22 protein-coding genes and 1 pseudogene are annotated in these 23,537 nt (G+C 69.6%); 11 read left to right on the plus strand and 12 right to left on the minus strand.

All coding sequences use genetic code 11. From position 1 onward, the window contains the following. The 4 genes from MJQ72_RS29210 to kdpF are packed head-to-tail and all read right to left on the minus strand — an operon-like array spanning position 1 to position 4,468. Complete coding sequence (locus MJQ72_RS29210; RefSeq protein WP_240594284.1) at positions 1 to 612, minus strand: potassium-transporting ATPase subunit C; 612 nt, start codon at positions 610 to 612, stop codon at positions 1 to 3. Positions 613 to 615: 3 nt separating this feature from the next. Next, complete coding sequence (gene kdpB, locus MJQ72_RS29215) at positions 616 to 2,709, minus strand: potassium-transporting ATPase subunit KdpB (RefSeq protein WP_240594285.1); 2,094 nt, start codon at positions 2,707 to 2,709, stop codon at positions 616 to 618. Further along, the gene (kdpA, locus tag MJQ72_RS29220; protein ID WP_240594286.1) at positions 2,706 to 4,367 is read right to left on the minus strand and encodes a potassium-transporting ATPase subunit KdpA; all 1,662 of its coding nucleotides are present in this window, start codon (positions 4,365 to 4,367) and stop codon (positions 2,706 to 2,708) included. Before kdpA ends, kdpB begins: the two co-directional genes overlap by 4 nt. Continuing rightward, the gene (gene kdpF, locus MJQ72_RS29225; RefSeq protein ID WP_240594287.1) at positions 4,367 to 4,468 is read right to left on the minus strand and encodes a K(+)-transporting ATPase subunit F; all 102 of its coding nucleotides are present in this window, start codon (positions 4,466 to 4,468) and stop codon (positions 4,367 to 4,369) included. Before kdpF ends, kdpA begins: the two co-directional genes overlap by 1 nt. Before the next feature lie 344 nt (positions 4,469 to 4,812). On the opposite strand from kdpF, the gene asnB reads away from it, so the two are divergent. Continuing rightward, positions 4,813 to 6,645 carry an asparagine synthase (glutamine-hydrolyzing) gene (gene asnB / locus MJQ72_RS29230; RefSeq protein ID WP_240594288.1) on the plus strand — a complete coding sequence of 611 codons (1,833 nt, stop codon included), beginning with the start codon at positions 4,813 to 4,815 and terminating at the stop codon, positions 6,643 to 6,645. 19 nt (positions 6,646 to 6,664) lie between these two features. Here asnB and MJQ72_RS29235 read toward each other — a convergent pair whose 3' ends face one another. Genes MJQ72_RS29235 through MJQ72_RS29255 form a run of 5 tightly spaced genes read right to left on the minus strand, consistent with a single transcriptional unit; the run spans position 6,665 to position 9,651 of the window. Further along, complete coding sequence (locus tag MJQ72_RS29235; protein ID WP_240594289.1) at positions 6,665 to 6,982, minus strand: hypothetical protein; 318 nt, start codon at positions 6,980 to 6,982, stop codon at positions 6,665 to 6,667. Further along, positions 6,933 to 7,583, minus strand: a complete 651-nt coding sequence (locus tag MJQ72_RS29240; RefSeq protein WP_240594290.1) for an ABC transporter permease — start codon at positions 7,581 to 7,583, stop codon at positions 6,933 to 6,935. The genes MJQ72_RS29235 and MJQ72_RS29240 overlap by 50 nt, the downstream gene beginning before the upstream one ends. A gap of 14 nt (positions 7,584 to 7,597) precedes the next feature. After that, positions 7,598 to 8,386 (minus strand): ABC transporter permease, encoded by a 789-nt coding sequence (locus tag MJQ72_RS29245; protein WP_240594291.1) that lies wholly within the window; start codon positions 8,384 to 8,386, stop codon positions 7,598 to 7,600. Positions 8,387 to 8,395: 9 nt separating this feature from the next. Beyond that, on the minus strand, positions 8,396 to 9,259 hold the full coding sequence (locus MJQ72_RS29250) for an ABC transporter ATP-binding protein (protein ID WP_240594292.1): 864 nt from the start codon (positions 9,257 to 9,259) through the stop codon (positions 8,396 to 8,398). Beyond that, entirely contained in the window at positions 9,256 to 9,651 is a 396-nt protein-coding gene (locus tag MJQ72_RS29255) for a GntR family transcriptional regulator (RefSeq protein ID WP_016336295.1), read from the minus strand. Before MJQ72_RS29255 ends, MJQ72_RS29250 begins: the two co-directional genes overlap by 4 nt. Before the next feature lie 275 nt (positions 9,652 to 9,926). Between MJQ72_RS29255 and MJQ72_RS29260 the strand changes: the two are divergent. The 3 genes and pseudogenes from MJQ72_RS29260 to MJQ72_RS29270 form a co-directional block, all read left to right on the plus strand. Beyond that, positions 9,927 to 10,697, plus strand: a pseudogene (locus MJQ72_RS29260) (BTAD domain-containing putative transcriptional regulator); the annotation flags it as partial. A gap of 242 nt (positions 10,698 to 10,939) precedes the next feature. Beyond that, positions 10,940 to 12,193: an NB-ARC domain-containing protein gene (locus MJQ72_RS29265; protein WP_240601447.1), complete on the plus strand. Its 1,254-nt coding sequence runs from the start codon at positions 10,940 to 10,942 to the stop codon at positions 12,191 to 12,193. Continuing rightward, positions 12,184 to 13,047, plus strand: a complete 864-nt coding sequence (locus MJQ72_RS29270; protein ID WP_240594293.1) for a tetratricopeptide repeat protein — start codon at positions 12,184 to 12,186, stop codon at positions 13,045 to 13,047. The genes MJQ72_RS29265 and MJQ72_RS29270 overlap by 10 nt, the downstream gene beginning before the upstream one ends. On the opposite strand, the gene MJQ72_RS29275 is transcribed toward MJQ72_RS29270, so the two are convergent. The 3 genes from MJQ72_RS29275 to MJQ72_RS29285 form a co-directional block, all read right to left on the minus strand. Continuing rightward, the gene (locus MJQ72_RS29275) at positions 13,044 to 13,565 is read right to left on the minus strand and encodes a hypothetical protein (RefSeq protein WP_240594294.1); all 522 of its coding nucleotides are present in this window, start codon (positions 13,563 to 13,565) and stop codon (positions 13,044 to 13,046) included. The two genes, MJQ72_RS29270 and MJQ72_RS29275, sit on opposite strands and share 4 nt — an antisense overlap. Before the next feature lie 464 nt (positions 13,566 to 14,029). Continuing rightward, complete coding sequence (locus MJQ72_RS29280) at positions 14,030 to 15,031, minus strand: Gfo/Idh/MocA family oxidoreductase (protein ID WP_240594295.1); 1,002 nt, start codon at positions 15,029 to 15,031, stop codon at positions 14,030 to 14,032. A gap of 4 nt (positions 15,032 to 15,035) precedes the next feature. Further along, positions 15,036 to 16,040 (minus strand): LacI family DNA-binding transcriptional regulator, encoded by a 1,005-nt coding sequence (locus MJQ72_RS29285; protein WP_240594296.1) that lies wholly within the window; start codon positions 16,038 to 16,040, stop codon positions 15,036 to 15,038. 116 nt (positions 16,041 to 16,156) lie between these two features. On the opposite strand from MJQ72_RS29285, the gene MJQ72_RS29290 reads away from it, so the two are divergent. From MJQ72_RS29290 to iolD, 7 genes are read left to right on the plus strand one after another with little or no spacing between them, the layout of a single operon-like run. After that, complete coding sequence (locus tag MJQ72_RS29290; RefSeq protein ID WP_240594297.1) at positions 16,157 to 17,056, plus strand: sugar phosphate isomerase/epimerase; 900 nt, start codon at positions 16,157 to 16,159, stop codon at positions 17,054 to 17,056. Between the two features lie 24 nt (positions 17,057 to 17,080). Beyond that, positions 17,081 to 18,067 carry a sugar ABC transporter substrate-binding protein gene (locus MJQ72_RS29295; protein WP_240594298.1) on the plus strand — a complete coding sequence of 329 codons (987 nt, stop codon included), beginning with the start codon at positions 17,081 to 17,083 and terminating at the stop codon, positions 18,065 to 18,067. Continuing rightward, complete coding sequence (locus MJQ72_RS29300) at positions 18,064 to 19,098, plus strand: ABC transporter permease (RefSeq protein WP_240594299.1); 1,035 nt, start codon at positions 18,064 to 18,066, stop codon at positions 19,096 to 19,098. Before MJQ72_RS29295 ends, MJQ72_RS29300 begins: the two co-directional genes overlap by 4 nt. Beyond that, a complete protein-coding gene (locus tag MJQ72_RS29305) occupies positions 19,095 to 19,880 on the plus strand; it encodes an ATP-binding cassette domain-containing protein (RefSeq protein ID WP_240594300.1) in 786 nt (261 codons plus the stop codon). The genes MJQ72_RS29300 and MJQ72_RS29305 overlap by 4 nt, the downstream gene beginning before the upstream one ends. Further along, positions 19,877 to 20,809, plus strand: coding sequence for a 5-dehydro-2-deoxygluconokinase (iolC, locus tag MJQ72_RS29310; protein ID WP_240594301.1), 933 nt, complete (start codon positions 19,877 to 19,879; stop codon positions 20,807 to 20,809). The genes MJQ72_RS29305 and iolC overlap by 4 nt, the downstream gene beginning before the upstream one ends. Next, positions 20,806 to 21,696 carry a 5-deoxy-glucuronate isomerase gene (gene iolB / locus MJQ72_RS29315; RefSeq protein ID WP_240594302.1) on the plus strand — a complete coding sequence of 297 codons (891 nt, stop codon included), beginning with the start codon at positions 20,806 to 20,808 and terminating at the stop codon, positions 21,694 to 21,696. The genes iolC and iolB overlap by 4 nt, the downstream gene beginning before the upstream one ends. Then, complete coding sequence (gene iolD, locus MJQ72_RS29320) at positions 21,693 to 23,537, plus strand: 3D-(3,5/4)-trihydroxycyclohexane-1,2-dione acylhydrolase (decyclizing) (protein WP_240594303.1); 1,845 nt, start codon at positions 21,693 to 21,695, stop codon at positions 23,535 to 23,537. The genes iolB and iolD overlap by 4 nt, the downstream gene beginning before the upstream one ends.

The following is a 23,537-nucleotide window of genomic DNA, read 5'->3' on the forward strand; positions in this document are numbered from 1 at the left end:
TCAGTGTGCTCCTCCGGCCGCGTCACGCACGGCCAAGTTGACCTTCAGCACATCGACACCCGGCACACCGATCCCGGCGCCACTCGTGTTCTCCGCCACGAGCTGCCGGATCTTCTCCTCGGGCAGGCCCGTGTTCCTGGCCACTCGCGGGATCTGGAGGTCGGCGTAGGCGACGCTGATCGCCGGGTCCATCCCGGAACTGGACGCCGTCACCGCGTCGGCGGGCACCCGCGACTCCTCGACGCCTTCCCGCGCCGCGATGAGCTTCTTGCGCTCACCGATCGCGGAAACCAGGTCCTCGTTGTACGGGCCCTTGTTCGACGCGCCGGACGACGACGGGTCGCCGGGGCCGAGGACGTCCTTCGATCCCGCGGACGGGCGGTTGTGGAACCACGGGTCCCTGGCCGGGTCGGCCGCGACCGGGTCGATGCCGATCAGGGACGAGCCGACCGCTTGCCCGTCCTGGGTGATGATCGAGCCCTCGGCGTTGCCTTCGAGGCCGGGGATCCGGGAGATCGCCCACACGCCGAGCGGGTAGACCACGCCCAGCAGGACCGTGAAGACGAGCAGGACGCGCAGCCCGGCGAGGGTCTGCTTCAACAGTGCGTTCATGGGTTATCCGATTCCGGGGATGAGGCGGACGAGCAGATCGATCAGCCAGATCCCGAGGAAGGGGCTGACGATGCCGCCGAGGCCGTAGACCAGCAGGTTCCGGCGCAGCAGCGCCGAGGCCGAGGACGGTTTGTACCGGACGCCGCGCAGGGCGAGCGGGATCAGCCCGACGATGATCAGGGCGTTGAAGATGACCGCCGACAGGATCGCCGACTTCGGCGTCGCCAGCTGCATGATGTTGAGCGCGCCGAGCTGGGCGAAGATCCCGGTGAACATCGCGGGCAGGATGGCGAAGTACTTCGCGAGGTCGTTGGCGACGCTGAAGGTGGTCAGCGCGCCGCGGGTGATCAGCAGCTGTTTGCCGATCTCCACGACCTCGATCAGTTTCGTCGGGTCGGAGTCGAGGTCCACCATGTTCCCCGCCTCCTTGGCGGCGGAGGTCCCGGTGTTCATCGCGACGCCGACGTCGGACTGCGCGAGCGCGGGGGCGTCGTTGGTGCCGTCGCCGGTCATCGCGACCAGCCGCCCGCCCTCCTGCTCCTTCTTGATCAGCGCCATCTTGTCTTCGGGCTTGGCTTCGGCGAGGTAGTCGTCGACGCCCGCGTCCTGTGCGATGGCCTTCGCGGTGAGCGGGTTGTCCCCGGTGATCATGACGGTCTTGATGCCCATGGCGCGGAGCTGGACGAACCGCTCCCTCATCCCGGGTTTGACCACGTCGGACAGCCGGATCACGCCGCGCACGAACGCCTTCGCGCCGTCGTATTCCGCGACCACCAGCGGGGTCCCGCCCTGCTGGCTGATCTCGTCGACGACCTTTTCGGTCTCGTCCGGCATGTCGCCGCCGCGTTCGCGGACCCACTCCCGCACCGCGGCGGTGGCGCCCTTGCGGACCTGGCGTTCGCCGATGTCGATACCGCTCATCCGGGTCTGCGCGGTGAACTCGACGAAGTCCGCGAGCTTCTCGTCGTCGGACGCCGTCTCCGCGAGCCCGTGTTCCCGCGCGACGAGCTCGACGATGCTGCGGCCTTCCGGCGTGCCGTCGGCGAGACTGGACAGCCTGGCCGCGTGGGCGATGTCGTCCACAGTGGACGTTCCGACCGGGATCAGCTCGGTGGCCTTGCGGTTGCCGAAGGTGATCGTGCCGGTCTTGTCCAGCAGCAGCGTCGAGACGTCGCCGGCGGCCTCCACCGCGCGACCGCTCGTGGCGAGCACGTTGCGCTGCACCAGCCGGTCCATCCCCGCGATCCCGATCGCGGACAGCAGCGCGCCGATCGTCGTCGGGATCAGGCAGACCAGCAACGCGGTCAGCACGATCACGGACTGCTGGCTGCCCGAGTAGCCCGCCATCGGCTGCAACGCCACCACGGCGAGCAGGAAGATGATCGTGAGCGTGGAGAGCAGGATCGTCAGCGCGATCTCGTTCGGCGTCTTCTGCCGGGAAGCGCCTTCCACCAACGCGATCATGCGGTCCACAAAGGACTCACCGGGTTTGGTGGTGATCTTCACGACGACGCGGTCCGAGAGCACAGTGGTGCCGCCGGTGACCGCGCACCGGTCGCCGCCCGATTCGCGGATGACCGGGGCCGATTCGCCGGTGATGGCCGATTCGTCGACGGTCGCGATGCCCTCGACGACGTCGCCGTCGCCCGGGATGACCTGTCCGGCCTCGACGACCACGAGATCGCCGACGCGCAGGTCGGCGCCCGGCACGGTCTCCTCGTCGCCGTCCTCGGTGAGGCGGCGCGCGACGGTCTCCTTCTTGCTGCGCCGCAAGGTTTCCGCCTGCGCCTTGCCGCGGCCCTCGGCGACGGCCTCGGCGAGGTTCGCGAACAGGACGGTGAACCACAGCCAGATGGTGATGAGGATGGTGAACACGCTCGGATCGGTGATCGCGAAGACCGTGGTCAGCGCCGAGCCGATCCACACCACGAACATGACCGGGTTGCCGAGCTGGTGCTTGGGGTTGAGTTTGCGCAGCGCCTCCGGGAGCGAGGTCAGCAGCTGGCGCGGGCTGAAGATCCCCGCGCCGACCCGGCCCGTGTTCTCCACGTGGTGCTGGGTCGTCTCTTCAGGGGTGCGTTCTTGGGTGGCGGTCATGCGAGTGCCTCTGCGATGGGCCCGAGCGCGAGCGCCGGGATGAAGGTGAGGGCCGCGACGAGCACGATCGTGCCCGCGAGCATCGTGCCGAAGAGCGGTCCGGTGGTGGGCAGCGTGCCGGCGGTCTCCGGGACCTTCCGCTGCGAGGCCAGGGATCCGGCGAGGCACAGCACGGCGAGGATCGGGACGAACCGGCCGAGCAGCATCGCGACGCCGAGCGAGGACTGGAACCAGTCGTTGGTGACGGTGATCCCCGCGAACGCGCTGCCGTTGTTGTTGCCCGCCGACGCGTAGGCGTACAGGACTTCGGAGAGCCCATGGGCGCCCGGGTTGTTCAACGCGGCCAGGTTGCCGGGGTTCATCAGCGCGATCCCGGCGCCGAGCAGGACCACCGTCGGCATGGCGAGCATCGAGACCGCCGCGCAGGTGACCTCGCGTTTGCCGAGCTTCTTCCCCAGGTACTCCGGCGTCCGGCCGACCATCAGCCCGGCGAGGAACATCGCGATCACGGCCATCACGAGGATGCCGTAGAGACCGGTGCCCACCCCGCCCGGAGAGATCTCGCCCAGCAGCATGTTGAGCAGCGCTCCGCCGCCGCCGAGCCCGCTGTAGCTGTCGTGCATGCTGTTGACCGCGCCGGTGGACGTGCCGGTGGTGGCGTTGGCGAACAACGAACTCAGGCCGATGCCGAACCGCTGTTCCTTACCCTCCAGGTTCGCCCCGGCGGCCAGCGGCGCGGGCCCGCTCGCGTTGGCCTCGGACAGCCAGGTCACCGCGAGCATCGCGGTGAACAGCCCGGCCATCACCGACAGCAGGACGTAGCCCTGTTTCGTGTTGCCGACGAGCTTGCCGAACGTCCGGGTGAGCGAGACCGGGATGACCAGGATCAGGAAGATCTCGATCAGGTTGGTCCAGGCGTTCGGGTTCTCGAACGGGTGCGAGGAGTTGGCGTTGAAGATGCCGCCGCCGTTGGTGCCGAGTTCCTTGATGGCCTCCTGGCTCGCGGCCGGGGCGAGCGCGATCTTGCTCGTGCTGCCATCGGGGTTGAGGACGTCGACGCCGCTCTTGAGGCTCTGGACGACGCCGAGCGCGATCAGCACGAGCGCCGCCACGAACGCGATCGGCAGCAGGATCCGGATCGTGCCGCGCGTCAGGTCCACCCAGAAGTTGCCGAGGCGGTCGGTCTTCGAGCGGACGAAACCGCGGACCACCGCGACGGCGACCGCGAGCCCGACGGCCGCGGACAGGAAGTTCTGCACGGTCAGGCCGGCCATCTGCACGAAGTGACCCATGGTCGCTTCGGGGCTGTAGGACTGCCAGTTCGTGTTGGTCACGAAGCTGACGGCGGTGTTGAAGGCGACCGCCGGCGAGACGGGTTCCTTGCCGAGGCTCCACGGCAGGATCGCCTGGAGCCGCTGAAGCAGGTACAGGAGCACGACGGAGACGAACGAGAAGCCGATCACGGCGGACGCGTAGGTCTTCCAGTGCTGTTCCGATCCGGGGTTCACCCGGAACAGGCGGTACAGGCCGCGTTCGGCCTTCGTGTGCTTCTCTGTCGAGAAGACGCGCGCCATGTAATCGCCCAATGGCCGGTAGACCACGGCGAGCGCGACGAGGAGGAGGCCGGCCTGCAAGAGGCCGGCCATCGTGTCTGACATCAGAATTTCTCCGGCCTGACCAGTGCGATGAACAAATAGACGATCAGCCCCAGCGCCAGCAGTCCGCCGACGACGTTGGCAGGAGTTCCCGTGCCGGTCACAGCTTTTCCAGACCGCGAAGGGTCAGGGCGAGAACCACGAATACGCCGATCAGGAGCACGGCGTAGAGCAAGTCGGCCACTAGGCACCTCTCAGGACAGGTCACCCCATCGGTGACCAGGACCCCGCAACACTGCGCCTGGTACAGACCATCGCGACCACGGCCTGACGGCCTCTTGATGCCCCGATCGGGTGCCTTTACGACTTCTTGATGCCCGGTGACGTACCCCACAGACCGTGACGCACTGCGGACGGAGCGTGCAATTCGGGCAGACAAGCCCGCCGAAGCGTGTTACACCAGTGTTACGGATAGTTGTATGCGCTAACTAATCACCGGGAGGTAGCGATGTGCGGAATCGCAGGGTGGGTCTCCTTCGGCACGGACCTGACACAACGCCGTGAGGTCGTCGACGCGATGACCGCGACCATGGCGTGCCGCGGACCGGACGACTCGGGCACCTGGGTCCGGCCGAACGTGGCGCTGGGCCACCGGCGGCTGGCGATCATCGACCTGCCGGGCGGCAGGCAGCCGATGGCCGAGGCCGGGCTGGCCGCGATGGTCTACAGCGGCGAGGCGTACAACTTCACCGAGCTGCGCGAGGAACTTCTCAAGCGCGGCCACAAATTCGAGACCGACAGCGACACCGAGGTCGTGCTCCACGGCTACCTCGAGTGGGGCGACGAGGTCGTCGATCACCTCAACGGCATGTACGCCTTCGCGATCTGGGACGAGCGCGACGAGAAACTCGTGATGATCCGCGACCGCATGGGCATCAAGCCGTTCTACTACTACCCGACCCCGGACGGTGTCCTCTTCGGTTCCGAGCCGAAGGCGATCCTCGCGAACCCCTTGGCGCGCAAGGTGGTCGACACCGACGGCCTGCGCGAACTGATGGCCATGACCAAGACGCCCGGCTGGTCGCTGTGGAAGGGGATGCACGAGGTCGGCCCGGGCACCATCGTCACCGTCGACCGCTCCGGGATCCGCACGCGGACGTACTGGAAGCTCGACGCGAAACAGCACACGGACGACCAGGAGACCACGGTCGAACGCGTCCGCGAGCTGATGACCGACATCGTGCACCGGCAGCTGATCGCCGACGTGCCCCGCTGCGTCCTGCTCTCGGGCGGGCTCGACTCCAGCGCCGTCACCGGTCTCGCCGCCGCCCGGCTGGCCGAACAGGGCGAGCGGCTGCGCACGTTCTCCGTCGATTTCCAAGGCCAGGAGGAGAACTTCAAACCGGACGAGGTGCGGGACACCCCGGACTCGCCCTTCATCCGTGACGTCGCGCAGCTCGTCGGCTCCGACCACAAGGACGTCGTGCTGAACCCGGCCGAGCTCAGCGATCCGGAGGTCCGCCGCAAGGTGCTGGCCGCGCGGGACATCCCGGCCGGGCTCGGGGACATGGACACCTCGCTGTACCTGCTGTTCAAGGCCATCCGCGCCGAGTCGACGGTGGCGCTGTCCGGCGAATCCGCCGACGAGGTCTTCGGCGGATACCGCTGGTTCCACGACGAAGCCGCGGTGAACTCGGGGACCTTCCCCTGGCTCGCCTTCCGGATGGGGCTCACCAGCGAGCGGGGCGCCCTCCTGCGCGGCGAGGTCCAGGAGAAGCTCGATCTGCCCGGCTACATCGCCGACCAATACGCCACCGCCGTCGCCCAGGTCGAGCACCTCGACGGCGAGAGCGAGCAGGACCGCAAGATGCGCACGGTCTGCAACCTGCACCTGAGCCGGTTCGTGCGGATGCTGCTGGACCGCAAGGACCGGGCATCGATGGCCGTCGGGCTCGAAGTGCGTGTGCCGTTCTGCGACCACCGCCTCGTCGAGTACGTCTACAACACGCCGTGGTCGCTGAAGACGTTCGACGGCAGGGAAAAGAGCCTGCTGCGGCACGCGACCGAACACGTGCTGCCGACGTCCGTGCGGGACAGGGTCAAGAGCCCGTATCCGTCCACTCAGGACCCCGGCTACGCGGCCGCGTTGCAGCAGCAGGCCAAGGAGGCCCTGACCGAACGGGACAACCCGGTGTTCGAGCTGGTCGACCGCGACTGGCTGCATCGAGTGTCCGAAGTGGACCCGGTGACGATGTCCTCGGCCCAGCGCTCCGGGATCGACCGGGCGCTGGACCTCTACCACTGGTTCGACCTGTACCGGCCCGAATTGCAGCTCGACTGAGTCCCGGTCCGCCGCCGTCTCAGCGACGGCGGCGGACCGTGCCCCCTGCCGCGACGCCCCCGAGCACCGCGGCCGCGGCGAGCAGGATGCCCGCCTCGGTCCACTGGAACCGCCAGAACCGGCCGGCGGGCTGGTAGACGGTGAAGTCCCGGTAGCCCGCCGCCTCGACGCAGGCGTTCATCCCCTTGCCGCGAGGACATTCGGGCACCTCGTCGAGCAGGCCCAGCTCCCGGCCGTCCGGCGCGACCCGGCCCGCCCGCACGATCAGCCCGTCCTTTGTGGAGGGATCAAGGCCGACCGTCCGGACCGGCTCGGCGTAGTGCGGGCGCAAGAGCATCAGGGCGATCGAGGCGGCGACGAACACCGCGGCCGTGATCGCGATGGCGGGCAAGGTCTTGCGCACCAGCACCCCGCGGCGGTACCGAGGGCGAACGCGAACAACCACCACGCGGCCGGCGCGATGCCGACCGCGCCGAAGTACGACGTCTCGCTGAGCGTCTCCGCCTTGCCGGGGAAGATCTCCAGCCACCGGCCGAACATCTGCCCGAGGCGAGCCCGGCGAGCGTCGCGGCCGCCGCGAGGACGCCGAACTTGGCGCCCAGCCAGCGGCCGCGGCTCACCGACTGGGTCCAGACGAGCTGATACGTGCCCCGTTCGTATTCCCTGGCGAGCAACGGCGCGCCCCAGAAGACGCCCGCCAGCAACGGGACGAACGGCAGGATCACGATCAGCGGGTAGATCTTCTGGTAGAGGTCTTCGAGCCCCGCGTCGTACTCGCGGCAGGGCACGCCGCCGCCGTAGCAGTACGAGGAGATCTTGCCGCTCGCGGCGCCGAGGGCGGCTTGCCCGGACAGGAGCAGGATCCCGCCGACCACGGCCAGGAACCCGAGGGTGACGAGCAGCTGGGTGCGGTGCTGCCGCCAGGTGAGCCAAAGCAACGAGAAGTGCCTTTCTAGGAGCGGCGGCGGATGGCGAAGGTCGCGGCGACGGCTAGCAGCAGCGAGAACCCCGCCAGGATCGCGGCTTCGGTCCATTGGAAGCGCCAGTACCAGTCCTGCGGCAGGACCTTGAGCGCGGTGATCTCCCCAGCGGCGTCCCTGACCATCTCCACGACCCGGCCAACGGGGTCCTTGCCGAGCGGGACGAGTTCGGGTTCCGCGTAGCCGTCACGGAGGTTGCTCAGGCCGATCATCAGGCCCACCGCCACCGCGATGGTGACGGCGATGGCGGGCAGTGTCTTGCGGATGAGCGCGCCCGCGGCGGTGCCGAGCACGAACCCGAAGAGCCACCACGCGCCGGGGGCGACGCCCGTCATCGTGAACAGGACCGGATTGTCGAAGCGGCTGGTGAAGGCGGTGTCGCCTCGATCGGCGGGGAAGACCTCCACCCAGCGCTGCATCATCGCGCCGAACGCGAGCCCGCCGAGGGTGGCGAGAACGGCGAGGAACCCCAGCTTCACACCGAGCCAGCGGAACCGCGAGATCGACTGGGTCCAGGCGAGTTTCGTGGTGCCGCGTTCGTATTCGGCCGCGACCAGCGGGGCGCCCCAGAAGACACCGATCGCCACCGGGACGACCTGGAGCCAGGAGAGGTAGGTGTACAGATCCTTGAAGAGTTTCGCCGGATCCGGGCTGTCCGCGGCGGCGTTCCCGTTGACCAGCAACAGGATCCCGACGGCGACGAGCAGACCGGCCGTGATCAGCAGCTGCATCCGGTGCTGGCGGTAGGTGAGCCAGAACATCGTTCCCCCTTACGCCGAAGCCAGTGTCGGGCGAGGCAGGCTCGCGGAATCGGGCCGTCGCAGGTACGCCAGCACCAGCTCTTCGAGGTTCGCCGGCCGTTCGCTCCACTGTGGACCGAGCGGAACCGGCTCGGTGCGGGCGAAGACGGTCGCCTGTCTCCCCGCGCGGGCCTCGTCCACGACGGTGACCCGCCTGGCCAGCGCGTCGGCCTCCTCCACCGGCCCGGTGAGGGTGCGGTGCCCGGCGACGAGTTCGTCGATGTCGCCGCTGACCTGGACGCGGCCGCCGTTGAGGACGATCAGCCAGTCGCAGGTGTTCTCCAGATCGGAGACGACGTGGGACGAGAGCAGCACGGTCATGCCGGTTTCGGCGACCGCCTCCATCAGCCCGCGCATGACCTCGTGGCGGGCCAGCGGGTCGAGGTTCGCGAGCGGCTCGTCGAGCACCAGCAGGTCCGGGCGTTTCGCGAGCGCGAGGGTGAGCGCGACCTGCGCGCGCTGCCCGCCGGACAGCTTGCCGACCTTGTGGTCCGGCGCGAGGCCGAGCGCGTCGATGCGCTTGAGCGCGAACTCGTCGTCCCAGCCGGGGTTGAGGCGCCTGCCGAACTTGAGCATCTCGGCGATGCTGAAGCCCGGGTACAACGGCTTGTCCTGCGCGAGGAAGGCGGCCGTTCCCTGGATCGAGACCGAGCCTTGCGTCGCCCCGAGCAGACCGACGGCCAGGTGGAGGAAGGTCGTCTTGCCGGCCCCGTTCGGCCCGACCAGCGCGACGACCCGCCCTTTCGGGACGGAGAGGGAGCAGTCGCGCAGCGCCCATTTGCGGCGATAACGCTTGGCGAGGCCGGTCGCCTCGATGACGGGTTTCTCAGTCACGCGGTTCGCTCCCCTCGAAAGCCGTCGACCACCACGGAGGTGAACAGCGCCTCGACGTCTTCCTGATCCAGCCCCGATTCCCGCGCGTCGCGGACCCAAGCCCCCAGGCTCTTCCGCAACCGCGTGCGCTCCGCGAACGAAGCGCCTCCGAGGGTCTTCTGCACGAAGGTGCCGAGGCCCGGCTTCCCTTCGACAAGCCCTTCGCGCTCCAGCTCGCGATAGGCCTTCAGGACGGTGTTGGGGTTGATCGCCAGCTCGGCGACGACCTCCTTCGCCGTCGGCAGCCGGTCTCCCGGCTCCAGCAATCCCAAGCGCAGGGCGTTCTTGACCTGCTGGACGAGCTGGACGTACGTCGCGACGCCCGAGCCCTTGTCCAGGTGGAAGGTGACCACTGGCAACACCCTTTCACTAATTAAGTAGTGAAAGGGTGCAGGCAGACTGGTTCGCCTGTCAAGTGGTGATCACGCGGAAAAGACGTGAAGGCCCCTTGAGGGACTCTGAGTCCCTCAAGGGGGCCTTCACGGACAACCCCAGCCCCAGTCAAAGAAGAAGCGCCAGTTCGACGACACGGGGGAAGACGTCGAGCTGGCACTACCCCCAACCCCCACCGCCGTCAGAGGGCGGTGCCTGTGCAAGTTGAAGGTGCCCACCGTCGTACCGGAACCGAATGGGGGGTCCTGCCCGTCTGGTTGGTTGGGCACGGTTCCGGCGACGGGTCCTCGGTGGACACCCGGCAAGGATCACGCGGTCCGGATGCAGGGCGCTTGCACTACGCTTGCAGGCTCTGACGAGGGTGAGCGGAGGTGGCCGGGTGGAGTTCCGCGTCCTCGGCGCCGTCGAGGCGTGGGCCGGTGGCGTTCCGGTCGATCTCGGCTCGCCCAAACAACGGCTCGTGCTGGCGGTGTTGCTGCTGGAGGCGGGCAAGCCGGTACCGCGCGACCGGATCATCGACCTGCTCTGGCCCGAAGAACCGCCCGCCAGCGCGCGGAACACCGTGCAAGCGCTGGTGTCCAGGCTGCGTGCGGTGTTCCGCGGCGCGGGCGGGCCGGAGATCGTCTCCGAGGGGACCCGGTACCTGCTCAAGGTCGACGCGCGCCAGGTCGACCTGCACCGCTTCACCGAGCTGACGGCGCAAGCCCGCGACGCCGACGACGAGACGGCCGTGGAACTCCTGGACGAGGCCCTCGGCTTGTGGCGCGGCGACGCGTTGTCCGACGTGGTGACCGGCGAGGTCGCCCAACGGCTCCGCGGCGGGATGCACGAGGCACGCTGGACGGCGCTGGAGGATCGCGCCGAGGCGCAGCTGCGGCTCGGCCGCGGCAGGCAGGTCCTCGCGGAGCTGACCGAACTGGTCGCCGCGCATCCCCTGCGGCAGCGGTTCGTCGGGCAGCTCATGCTCGCGCTGCACCGCGAAGGCCGCACCGACGACGCCCTCGAGGCCTTCCGCGCGCTGCGGGACCGGCTCGGGTCCGAGCTGGGTCTCGATCCTTCCCCGAGCTGCGACGGCTGGAAACCGCCATCCTCGGCGAAGATCCCGCGCTGGAACCCTCGACCAGGCCGGAGCCGGTCCGCCCGGCCCAGCTGCCGCACGACGTCCGCGGGTTCGCCGGGCGCGCGGCCGAACTGGAGCGGCTCGACGAGGCGACCCGGCACGCGGGCGAAGGCACCGACATCTGGGTCATCAGCGGGACCGCCGGCGTCGGCAAGACCGCGCTCGCGGTCCGCTGGGCCCATCACGTCCGCGACGCGTTCCCCGACGGGCAGCTCTATCTCGACCTGCGCGGCTTCGACCCCGACCACGAACCGCTCACCCCGGCCGTCGCGCTCACCCAGCTCCTGCAGGCACTCGGCACCGCGCCCAAGGCGATCCCGCCGGACATCGACACGCGAGCCGCGCTGCTCCGTTCCCTCCTCGCCGACCGGCGGGTGCTCCTGGTGCTGGACAACGTGCGCGACAGCGGCCAGGTGCTGCCGCTGCTGCCGCCGTCGGGCACCGTCCTGGTCACCAGCCGCCAGCGGCTCGGCGACCTCATCGCCCGCACCGGCGCCCGCGCGCTCCCGCTGTCGGTACTGCCCGCCGAGGACGCGCGGCACCTGCTGGAAGCCGTGCTCGGCAGTGAGACCGTCGCCGCGGAGGAAGGCGCCGCCGCGGAGCTGGCCCGGCTGTGCGGGCATCTCCCGCTCGCCCTCCGGATCGCGGCGGCCAACCTCGGCGCCAGCGGCGAACCCGAGATCGCCGAACTCGCCCGCGAGCTGGCCGGTGGCGACCCGCTCGCGGAACTGACCGTCGACGGCGCCGAGGAAAGTGCCGTGACCACGGCCTTCGGCGTCTCCTACCGCGCGCTTCCCGAGGAGCATCGCGAGCTGTTCCGCCGTCTCGCGCTCGTTCCCGGCCAGACGTTCACCGCCCCCGCCGCCCAGGCGCTGACCGGTGTCCCGCACTCGAAGGCGAATCAGCAGCTCAAGGCGCTCGCGGCGGCGCATCTGGTCGAGCGCTACACGCCGGGGCGCTACCGGTTCCACGATCTTCTCCGCAGTTTCGCGGCGGGCCGCACCCTGTCGGAGGACACGAAGGCCGAACGCGAGGCCGCGGAGAGGCGGCTCTTCGAGAGCTACCTGACCACGGCCGACGCCGCGGGCCGCGCCCTCATCCCGCATTTCCTGCGCCTGCCGCGCGAAGAACCGGCGGGCGACCCCTTCGCCGACACCGACGAGGCGCTGGCGTGGCTCGACGCCGAGTGGCCGAACCTCGCCGCCGCCGTCGAGCACAGTGCCGAACACGGGCCCCCGAGTTCTCGTGGCATCTCGCCGACGCGCTCCGCGCCTTCTTCCACCAGCGCGGTCATCACGCGGAGTGGATCGACACCGCGTCGACGGCGCTCAAAGCCGCACGCCGCAGCGAAGCCGGGCAAGCACAAGCCGCGATGCACCTGAGCATCGCGCTCGCCTGCGTCAACAGCGGCCGCTACGACGAAGCGCGCGAGCACCTCACCAGCGCCTTGCGCGGCGACCTCCTCGACGGCTGGGACGCCGGCCGCGCGGCCGTGCTCAACAACCTGAGCGCGGTGCACCAGCGGCTCGGCGACCCGCAGGAAGCGATCCGCTGCGGCCTGGAATCCCTGCGGCTGTGCGAAGAACTGAACATGCCCGCCGTCTCGATGGCGCTGGCGAACCTCGGTTTCCCGTACTGGCAGACGGGCCAGCTCGACGAGGCGCTCGCCAACTTCACCCGCGCGCTGGCGGTCTCCGAACGGGACGGCGCGCGGTTCAGCGTCGCGGTGCTGCTGGTCGACCTCGGCAACGTGCACCGTGACCTCGGCCTTCCCGACGACGCCTACGACTTCTACACCCGCGCGCTCGCGGCCAACCGCGAACTGGGCTGCACCTACGGCGAGGCGACCGCCCTGTCCGGCAGGGCCGTGCTCGAAAGCAGGCGCGACCCGAGCGAGCAGAACCGCGCGGACGCGCTCGAAGCGGTCGAACTCACCCGCAAGATCGGTGACCGGGGTACCGAGGCGTGGACGCTCGTCGGGCTCGGCGAGGTCTGCCTGCGGCTCGGCCTGCCCGGCGAGGCGGCCGAGCACTACCGGCTGGCGTTGTCCATCGCGCGGACGACCAGCTTCTTCTGGTGTGAGGCCGCCGCACGGACCGGGCTCGCGGAAACCCTGCTGAAACTGGGGAAACTCACGGAAGCCCGGACGCACGGCGAGCTGGCGCTCGAACTCGCGGCGCGCTCCGGCTACCGGCTCGTCGAAGAACGCGCGAAGCTGATCCTGGACGAGCTCTAGTTCTGTTTCCCCGGCGACTTCACACTGGCGGCGATCGCCGCCGCGACCGCTGCCAGCACACCGAAGACGATCATCAGCGCCATCGCGGTGCTGTCGCTGTCGTCGAAGCTGAAGAGCCACTTGAGCTGAGCGCCGAAGGTCGTGGCCGACACCAGCGGCGTCCCCGCGAAGACCGCCACCACGGAGAACACGCAAAGCCCGAACAGCGTCCACGCGCCCGGAATCGCGCGGGCCAACGTGAATCCCGCGGCCACCACCAGCAATCCCGCGGAGAGGATGCCGAAGACCGTGTTCTGCACCATGATGCCCGACCAGCGGCCGTTCACCTCCGCGGCGACGAAGACGTTGTAGAGCGCGAACCAGACGAGCATGGCGGCGGCGAGCAACGCGAAGACACCGGCGATCACCGCCGCCGGGGCGTTGGCCCGCGGTTTTCGCCGTGCCGCCGGGATCGGCCCGGCGGCCATCGGCGGCTGACCGTACTGAGGAAAGCCGGGCTGCGGTGGATTCGGCTGCATCCGCTCTCTCTCCTCGCGCGTTCGGTCCCTGTCGTTCGCGACCACCGTAGCGGTCGGGTCACCTTGGCGGCGGCCGATGGCAGGAAGCTGCCTTCGTCGCTGATCGCCGACCAGGTCCGTGAGGGACTCCTTACCTACCCTGAAGGTAGTGAAGGAGGCCCTCACGGACGGGGCGAGGTCGCTCCGAGCCGTGTCGCGAAAGCCACTTTCGCGACGTCTGATGTCCCGAAAGTGGCTTTCGCGACATCCTCGTGGGCGTTCGGTTACCTCGACGGGCAGGTCCTGGACCTTCGTGCGTTTCCAAGTACGTGAAGGGGTCCTTCACTGCGCTAGACGCAAGGAAGGTGGCCTTCATGTACTCCGAAGGCGAGGTGCGTACCGGCCGGTGCGCAGCGGGCGGTTTCGCGTGACCGGACGGACGACACGCGTGACCGGGCGGACGGCTCGCGGCGGTGAGTGGCGCCTCAGACGCGGACTTCCTCCACCCGCACGGGGCGGCGTTCGCGGCGCGAGACCTCGCATGCCTCGGCGATGTAGAACGCCTCCAGCGCGTCCGCCGCACCGCACGGGCTCGGCGCGCGGCCGGCCGCGACGTCGAGGAACGCCTTCAACTCGCTGATGTACGCGGGGCGGAAGCGTTCCATGAAGCCGGGATAGGCCGGGCCGGGCAACGGCTGGACGCCGGGTTCCACCGAGGTCAGCGGCGCTCGGTCGTCCAGGCCCACGACGACGTTGCCCGCCGAGCCGAGCACTTCCAGCCGGACGTCGTAGCCCGCGCCGTTGTAGCGCGTCAGCGAAACCACCGCCAGCGTTCCGTCGTCCAGCGTCAGGGTCGCGGCCGCGGTGTCGACGTCACCGGCGTCGGCGAAGAAGCGCTCGCCCTTGTTCGTCCCCACGGCGTAGACCTCGACGACTTCACGGCCGCTCACGAACCGGACGACGTCGAAGTCGTGCACCCCGCAGTCGCGGAACAGGCCACCGGAGTGCGCGACGTACTCGGCGGGCGGAGGTGCCGGGTCGAGCGTGGTCGCGCGCAAGGTGTGCAGCCAGCCGAGTTCGCCCGAAGCCACCGCCGCCCGGGCGGCGGCGTAGCCCGCGTCGAACCGGCGCTGGAAACCGATCTGCACCGGGACGTCCGCACCGGAGATCTTGTCGATCACCGCGAGCGTTCCCGGGATGTCGGCGGCGACCGGTTTCTCGCAGAACACGGGGATTCCCGCGTCCACGGCCTTGAGGATCAGCTCCGGATGCGCGTCCGTCGCCGCGGCGATCACCAATCCGTCCAAAGAGGACGCGAACAGCGAAGGGATGTCCGCCGCCGCTTCGACGCCGAGTTTGGCCGCGGCGGCCTGGGCGCGGGCGGCGTCGACGTCGGCGACGACCACGGACGAAACCTCGTCGAAGCTCTTCAAGGTCTCGGCGTGCGAAGTGCCGATCCGGCCGGTGCCGGCGAGTCCCAACCTCATCTGGTTACCTTTCTGGGGCGGCGGTGGTCGAACGGACCACCAGCGACGGGTGCAGCAGATGCCGGACCGGTTCGGCGCGTTCACCCCGGATCCGTTCGAGCAGTGCTTCGACGGCCAGCCTTCCCATCTCCGTGCGCGGCTGGTCCACAGTGGTCAGTGACAGGTGGCGCAGCGCGGCGAGCGAGGTGTTGTCGTAGCCCACCACGGAAACGTCTTCGGGCACACGCAGGCCTGCCTCTTCCAACGCGGAGATCGCGCCGACGGCGTTGAAGTCGTTGCCCGCCACCAGCGCCGTGGGCATTCCGCCCATCGGCGGGTCGCCGAGCAGTTCGTGCACGGCCTTCTCGCCCGCGGTGTCGGTGTGCTCGCTGTGCACGATCACCGGATGCAGCCGATGCCGCCGCATGGCCCGCAGGAATCCCCGCCGCCGGGCCGCCGCACCGGCCGCGAGCCCACCGTCCAGATGGGCGATCCTTTTGTGCCCCAAGGAGACCAGGTGATCGACGGCGAGCGCGGAACCTGCCTCGCCGTCGTCGTTCACCGTGTCCACGCCCGCGGCACGCGAGGTGCGCGACACCAGGACGACAGGGCTTTGCGCGGCCGCTTCCTCGATCGCCGAAGCGGGGACCACCGGCGACAGCAGGATCACCCCGGCTGGCCGGAAGGACAGCAGGCTCTTCAGCGCGGCACGCTCCCGCGCGGGACTGCGGCCACCGGTGTTGAGGATCAAGTGGAACCCGGCCGCCTCGGCCGCCGCGTCCAGCCCTTCGACCACGTCGGCGAAGAACGCGTTGCGGAGATCGGAGACCATCACGCCGAGGACGGTCGACGTCCGGCTCGCCAGCGACCTGGCCATCGCGTGCGGTTCGTAGCCCAGCTCGTGTGCCGCGCACAGCACGCGCGTGCGCCGTTCGTCGGAGACGTTCGGCGCGTTCCGCATCACCAGCGACACGAGCGCACGGGACACCCCCGCTTTCGCGGCGACGTCCTCCATCGTCGGTCGCGCCATTTCCGCCTTCCCCCTACCCTTGCGCCTCTGCCCTTGACTTTACTGTGACGGACGCTACATGATTAGAGCGCTCTAATCAATAGAGCGCTCTAACCCCGATCCCCCGGAGGCCGCCGATGACAGTCACGACACCCCGGATCCGAATCGCCGCCGCCCCGATCTCCTGGGGTGTCTGCGAAGTCCCCGGCTGGGGCCGTGTGCTCGACGCGGAGACCGTACTGGCCGAAATGGCGGAGCTGGGAGTGCGCGCCACCGAGCTCGGCCCGCCCGGCTACCTGCCGCGAGACCCGGCCGAGCTGCGCGAACGGCTGAGCGGCCACCGGCTCGCACTGGTCGGCGGCTTCCTCGCCGTCGTCCTGCACGAGAATCCCGAAGCCGCGCTGGCGGAGGCCGAAGAATCCGCCGCGCTGTTCGCCGCCTGCGGTGGCGACCTGCTCGTCCTCGCCGCCGCGACCGGGCTCGACGGTTACGACGATCGGCCCGAACTGAGCGACGCCGAATGGACGACCCTCGTGGAAACCTCCGGCGAGATCAGGGAAATCGCCGCGCGGCACGGCCTCCGCACCGTGCTGCACCCGCATGTGGGGACGCATGTGGAGACCGAGCGCGAGGTTGAGCGGTTCCTCGCCGATTCCGATCTCCCGCTGTGCCTGGACACCGGGCACCTCCTGATCGGCGGGACCGATCCGGTCGCACTGGCGAAACGCCATCCCGGCCGGATCGGGCACCTGCACCTCAAGGACGTGCGCGGCGAACTCGCCGAGGACGTCCGAGCCGGAAGGCTTCCCTATGCCGAAGCGGTGGGCAAAGGTCTGTATGTCCCCTTGGGCGACGGGGACGTCGACATCGAAACGATGGTCAGGTTCGTCCACGAGGCGGGCTACGACGGGTGGTACGTGCTCGAACAGGACACCGCGCTGAGCGAGGGGAGCCCGGAGGATCTGCCGAAGCGGGATGTCGCCAGGAGCCTGGCGCATCTCGACGGAATCGTCAGCCGGCTCCCGGCTGCCAGGTAACGGAAGAAGCGAGGAGAGACGACGATGTCCCATCGCTTGAAAGCGGCTTTGGTGGTCGTGGCGGGGCTGTTGCTCCTGTCCGCGTGCACCGGGCCGAAGGCCGAGGAGAAACCCGCCGCCGGCGCGGGCCCGGCGACGACCCAGCCCAGCGGGCCGCTGCGGGTGGCGGTGATCTCGCACGGCACGGCCGGTGACGCGTTCTGGAACGTGGTCAAGAACGGCGCCGAAGAGGCGGGCAGGCAGCTCGACGTCCAGGTCGAGTACAACTCCGACGGAGACCCGGGCAACCAGGCCAAGCTGATCGACAACGCGGTCGCCCAGCGGGTCGGCGGGCTGGTGGTGTCGATGGCGAACCCGGAGGCGCTCAAGACCTCGATCGAGAACGCGGTCCGCGCCGGGATCCCGGTCATCACCATCAACTCCGGCGAGGACAAGAGCGCCGCGTACGGCGCGCTCACCCACGTCGGGCAGAACGAGACCATCGCCGGCGAGGAGGCCGGGAAGAAGTTCCGGGAGCTCGGCAAGAAGAAGCTGCTCTGCGTGGTCCACGAAGCGGGCAACGTCGGGCAGGCTCAACGCTGTGACGGCGCGAAGACCGGCTTCGCGGGCGACGTGCAGACCCTGCAGGTCGACATCAGCAACCCCACCGACGCCGAATCCCGGATCAGGGGCGCCGTGCAGACCGACCCGTCCCTCGACGCCGTCCTGACGCTGAACTCGCAGGTCGCCGCCCGTGCGGTGAGCGCGATCAAGGCGGTCGGCTCGAAGGCCCAGGTCGGCACGTTCGACCTGAACACCGACGTGGTCGGCGCGATCAAGGCGGGCGACGTGGTCTTCGCGGTCGATCAGCAGCAGTACGAGCAGGGCTATCTCCCGGTGCAGTTCCTCAAGCTCTACCGGGACAACGCGAACGTCGTCGGCGGCGGGAAACCGGTGCTCACCGGGCCCGACCTGGTCGACAAATCCACTGTGGACACCGTCGGCCAGTACGTGCAAAGGGGCACGCGATGACAACCACCACCCTCGACGAACGGATCGCGAAACCGCGGCTCCTGGACAGGCTGGTCGTCCGGCCCGAGATCGGCGCGCTGCTGGGCGCCGTCGTCGTCTTCCTGTTCTTCACCGTCGTCACCGACCAGTTCTTCAGCGGCAGCGGCGTGGCGACCTGGCTGGACGACGCCTCGACGCTCGGCATCATGGCGGTCGCGGTGTCCCTGCTGATGATTGGCGGCGAGTTCGACCTCTCGGCCGGCGTCATGACGGCGTCCACCGCGCTCGTCACCGCGACACTGGCGACGCAGGCCGGCTGGAACGTCTGGCTCGCGCTGTTCGCGTCGCTGGTCTTCGCCCTCGCGGTCGGCGCGTTCAACGGCTGGCTGGTGATGCGCACCGGCCTGCCCAGTTTCATCGTCACCTTGGGCACCTTCCTGGCCCTGCAGGGGCTCAACCTCGGCGTCACCCGCCTGGTCACCGGCACCGTCCAGGTGTCCGGGATGCGCTCGACCGACGGCTACGAGTCCGCCGGTTTCGTCTTCGCGTCCACTGTGGACATCGGCGGCACGGCGTTCCAGATCTCGATCCTCTGGTGGATCGGGTTCGCCGTCCTGGCGGCCTGGCTGCTGGTGAGGACCCGCTTCGGCAACTGGATCTTCGCCGTCGGCGGCTCCGCGCAGAGCTCGCGCGCGGTCGGGGTGCCGGTGGTGCGCACCAAGATCATGCTGTTCATGACCACCGCGCTCGCCGCGTGGCTGGTCGGCTCGATCAACATCCTGCGGTTCGCGAGCGTCCAGGCGAACCAGGGCATCGGGCTGGAGTTCCAGTACATCATCGCGGCCGTGATCGGCGGCTGCCTGCTGACCGGCGGGTTCGGTTCGGCGATCGGCGCGGCCATCGGCGCACTGATCTTCGGTATGGCGAGGCAGGGCATCGTGTTCGCCCGCTGGGACAGCGACTGGTTCATGCTGTTCCTCGGGGTGATGCTGCTGTCCGCGGTCCTGGTCAACAACGCCTTCCGGCGGCGAGCGGAAAGGGTCCGGCGATGAGTCGTCTCCTCGAGGTGAAGGACGTCGGCAAGACCTACGGCAGCGTGATCGCGCTGCGCGACGTCTCCACGGTGGTCGACGCGGGCGAGGTCACCTGCGTGCTCGGCGACAACGGCGCCGGGAAGTCCACGTTGATCAAGATCCTGGCGGGCGTCCATCAGCACGACCGGGGCGAGTTCCTGGTCGAGGGCGAGCCGGTCAAGTTCGCTTCACCGCGTGAAGCGCTCGATCGCGGGATCGCGACGGTGTATCAGGATCTCGCGGTCGTCCCGCTGATGAGTGTGTGGCGGAACTTCTTCCTCGGCTCCGAGCCGACGGTCGGTTTCGGCCCGTTCCGCGCGCTCGACCGGAAGAAGGGCCGCGAGACGACCAAGAAGGCGTTGTCCGACATGGGCATCGACCTGCGCGACGTCGAGCAGCCGGTCGGCACGCTGTCCGGCGGCGAGCGACAATGCGTCGCCATCGCGCGGGCCGTGTACTTCGGGGCGAAGGTGCTGATCCTCGACGAGCCGACGGCCGCGCTGGGCGTCAAGCAGGCGGGTGTCGTGCTCAAGTACGTCGCGCAGGCCCGTGATCGCGGGCTCGGCGTCGTGCTGATCACGCACAACCCGCATCACGCGTATCCGGTGGCGGATCGCTTCCTGCTGCTGAAACGGGGCGTTTCGCTCGGCGCGTACGAGAAGTCCGAGATCGACCTGGCCGAGCTGACCAGGCAGATGGCGGGCGGAGCGGAACTGGAAGCCCTCGAACACGAATTGCGAGCCGCGGAGTCCCCTTCATGACCGCTCTCGAAGCACTGACCGTCGGCCGGGTCGGGGTGGACCTCTACCCCGAGCAGAGCGGCGTGCCGCTGGCCGGGGTCAGCACCTTCGCCAAGTCGCTCGGCGGCACCGCGACCAACGTCGCGGTCGCCGCCGCGCGGCTCGGCCGCTCGACGTCGGTGCTGACGAAGGTCGGCCCGGACGGCTTCGGCGAGTACGTGCGGCAGGCGTTGCGGGAGTTCGGCGTGTCCCCCGAGCACGTCGGGACCTCGGCCGGGTTGCAGACGCCGGTGGTGTTCTGCTCGCTGGACCCGCCCGCGGATCCGCCGCTGCTGTTCTATCGGTCCCCGATCGCCCCGGATCTGACCATCGACGAGCACGATGTGCCCTGGGACGTCGTGGAATCCGTTCCGCTGCTGTGGGTCACCGGGACCGGCGTCTCCGTCGAACCGGCGCGCGGCACCCAGCGCAAGATGCTCGAACGGCGCGGACGCCGGTCGCATACCGTGCTGGACCTCGACTTCCGGCCGATGTTCTGGCCGGACGTCGAGGCGGCGCGCGAGGAGATCGGCTGGATGCTCGACCACGTCACGGTCGCGGTCGGCAACCGCACCGAGGCGGAGGTCGCCGTCGGCACGGCGGATCCCGACGAGGCCGCGACCCGGATGCTGGCCAGGGGCGTCGAGCTGGCGGTGATCAAGAAGGGTGCGGAGGGTGTGCTGGTGGCCACCGCCGAGGGCCGCTGGACTGTGCCGCCCCAGCGGGTCGAGGTCGTCTGCGGGCTCGGCGCCGGGGACGGTTTCGGCGGCGCGCTGATCCACGGCCTGCTGTCCGGCTGGGATCCGGTGCGCATCGCCACGTACGCGAACGCGGCGGGCGCGCTCGTCGCTTCGCGGCTCGCCTGCGCCGACGCCATGCCCACCGCCGACGAGATCGAGGAGTTGCTGTGAGCAAGCTGCACCGTCCACTCGGGACGCTTTCGGACGAGCGGGACCCGGTCCGGCTCACCCCGGATTCGGCGGGCTGGGACTACAGCGGCCTGAGGGTCCTCTCGCTGGCCGCCGGTGAGTCCAGGGTCGTGCGCACCGGCGAGTACGAAGCGTTCGTCCTGCCCTTGGCGGGAGCGTGCACGGTCCGGGTCGACGGGCAGGTCTTCGAGCTGGCGGGCCGGGACTCCGTGTTCACCCGGGTCACGGATTTCGCCTACGTGCCTCGCGACGCCGAAGTCGAGTTGTCGACAGCGGCCGGGATCGAGGTCGCGCTGCCGATGGCCCGCTGCGGCCGCCGTCTCGAACCGCGCTACGGGCCGGCCGAGCACGTGCCGGTGGAGGTACGCGGGGCGGGGCAGGCGACCAGGCAGGTCACCAACTTCGGTGTGCCGGGCGTCTGGGACCACGCGGACAAGCTGAACGCGTGCGAGCTGATCACCCCGGGCGGCAACTGGTCGTCGTACCCGCCGCACAAACACGACGAGGTGTCCGAATGCGAAGTGGTCAACGAGGAGATCTACTACTTCCGCATCGCCGGCCGCGACGGCGTGACCCCGTCCCGCGAAGGGTTCGGCCTGCACCGGACGTACACCTCCGACGGTGAGCTGGACGAGGACGTCGCGGTCCGGGACGGGGACGTCTTCCTGATCCCGCGCGGCTATCACGGTCCTTGCGTCGCCGCGCCGGGTTATCCGATGTATTACCTGAACGTCCTGGCCGGGCCCGCCGACGAGCGGTCGATGGCGTTCTGCGACGACCCCGCGCACGGCTGGGTCCGCGAGACGTGGAACGACCAGGAACTCGACCCCCGCTGCCCGGTCACGAGCCACGAAGGGCGGGTCTCATGAAGCTGACCACGGCACAGGCCCTGGTGCGCTGGCTGCTCGCGCAGCGGTCGGAAACCCTGGACGGGCGGGAAGTCCCGTTGTTCCCCGGGGTGTTCGCGATCTTCGGGCACGGCAACGTGCTCGGTCTCGGCACCGCATTGGAAGAGCACCGCGACGAGCTTCCCTTGTGGCGTGGGCAGACCGAGCAGGGCATGGCGCTCGCGGCGGTCGGCTACGCCAAGGCGACGCATCGGCGCCAGGTGGGCGTGGTGACGTCGTCGATCGGGCCGGGCGCGCTGAACATGGTCACCGCGGCCGGGGTCGCGCACGCGAACCGGTTGCCGGTGCTGCTGCTCCCCGGTGACACCTTCACCAGCCGCGCCCCGGATCCCGTGCTGCAGCAGGTGGAGCATTTCGGTGATCCGACGGCCACGGTCAACGACGCCTTCCGCGCGGTGAGCCGCTACTTCGACCGGATCACCCGGCCGGAGCAGCTGCTTTCGACGCTGCCGCAGGTCGCCAGGGTGCTGACCGATCCGGCGGACGCGGGGCCGGTGACGCTGGCGCTCCCCCAGGACGTCCAGGCCGAGACCTACGACTTCCCGGACGCGTTGTTCGCGCCGGTGACCCATCGCCCGCAGCGTCCGCGCCCTGATCGCCGGGCGATCACCGAAGCGGCGGGCGCGCTGCGGGCGGCGCGGAAACCGTTGCTGGTGCTCGGCGGCGGTGTCCGGTATTCCGGCGCGGGCGAGCGGGCGCTGGCCTTCGCCGAACGGCACGGCATCCCGGTCGCCGAAACCACGGCGGGACGCACCCTCGTGCCGCACGGCCATCCCCTGCACGCCGGTCCGCTCGGGGTCACGGGCTCGACCTCGGCGAACGTGCTGGCCGCCGAGGCCGACGTCGTACTGGCCGTCGGCACGCGTTTGCAGGACTTCACCACCGCGTCCTGGACGGTGTTCTCCCCGGACGTCCGGCTGATCACGCTGAACGCCGCCCGGTTCGACGCGGTCAAGCACGGCGCGCTGGCCGTCGTGGCCGACGCCGACGCGGGTCTCGTGGATCTGTCGGCCCAGCTCGAAAACTGGCGGGTCGATCCCTTGTGGACAGAGCGTGCCGCGGCGGAGCGCGGCCGCTGGGACGCGCATATCGACACCCTGCGCGCCGTTTCCGGCGATGTGCCGACGTATGCCCAGGTCGTCGGCGTGGTCAACGATCTCTCCGAGCCGCACGACTACGTGATGACCGCGTCCGGCGGGATGCCGGGCGAACTCATCGGCGGCTGGCGCGGATCGGGCTCGATCAGCATGGACGTCGAGTACGGGTTCTCCTGCATGGGTTACGAGCTCGCGGGGGCCTGGGGTGCGGCGATGGCACACACCGGCGGCCTGGTCACCACGATGCTCGGCGACGGTTCGTACCTGATGCTGAACTCGGAACTGTTCTCGGCCGCCTTCGCCGGGCATCCCTTCGTGGCCGTGGTCTGCGACAACGACGGCTACGCGGTCATCGCGCGGCTGCAGGAGGGACAGGGCGGTAAACCGTTCAACAATCTCCTCGGCGACTGCCGGAGCGCCCACGCCGCGCCCCCTCGGGTCGACTTCGCGCGGCATGCGGAGTCGCTGGGCTGCGCGGTGTTCACCGCGTCCACTGTGGACGATGTGCGCGCGTCCTACGCGAAAGCACGGGAAGCGGCGGTGGCCGAAAAGCGACCGGCGGTGGTCGTGGTGCGGACCCAGCCGGACTCGTGGACCGAAGCCGGCGCCTGGTGGGAAGTCGGCGTTCCGGAGCACCTCTCGGGAAGGGAGGAGATCGAGCGCGGCAAGGCGGCGCAGGTGCGGTACCTGACCGACCGCGTTTAG

Source organism: Amycolatopsis sp. EV170708-02-1 (assembly GCF_022479115.1).
Taxonomy (GTDB): domain Bacteria; phylum Actinomycetota; class Actinomycetes; order Mycobacteriales; family Pseudonocardiaceae; genus Amycolatopsis.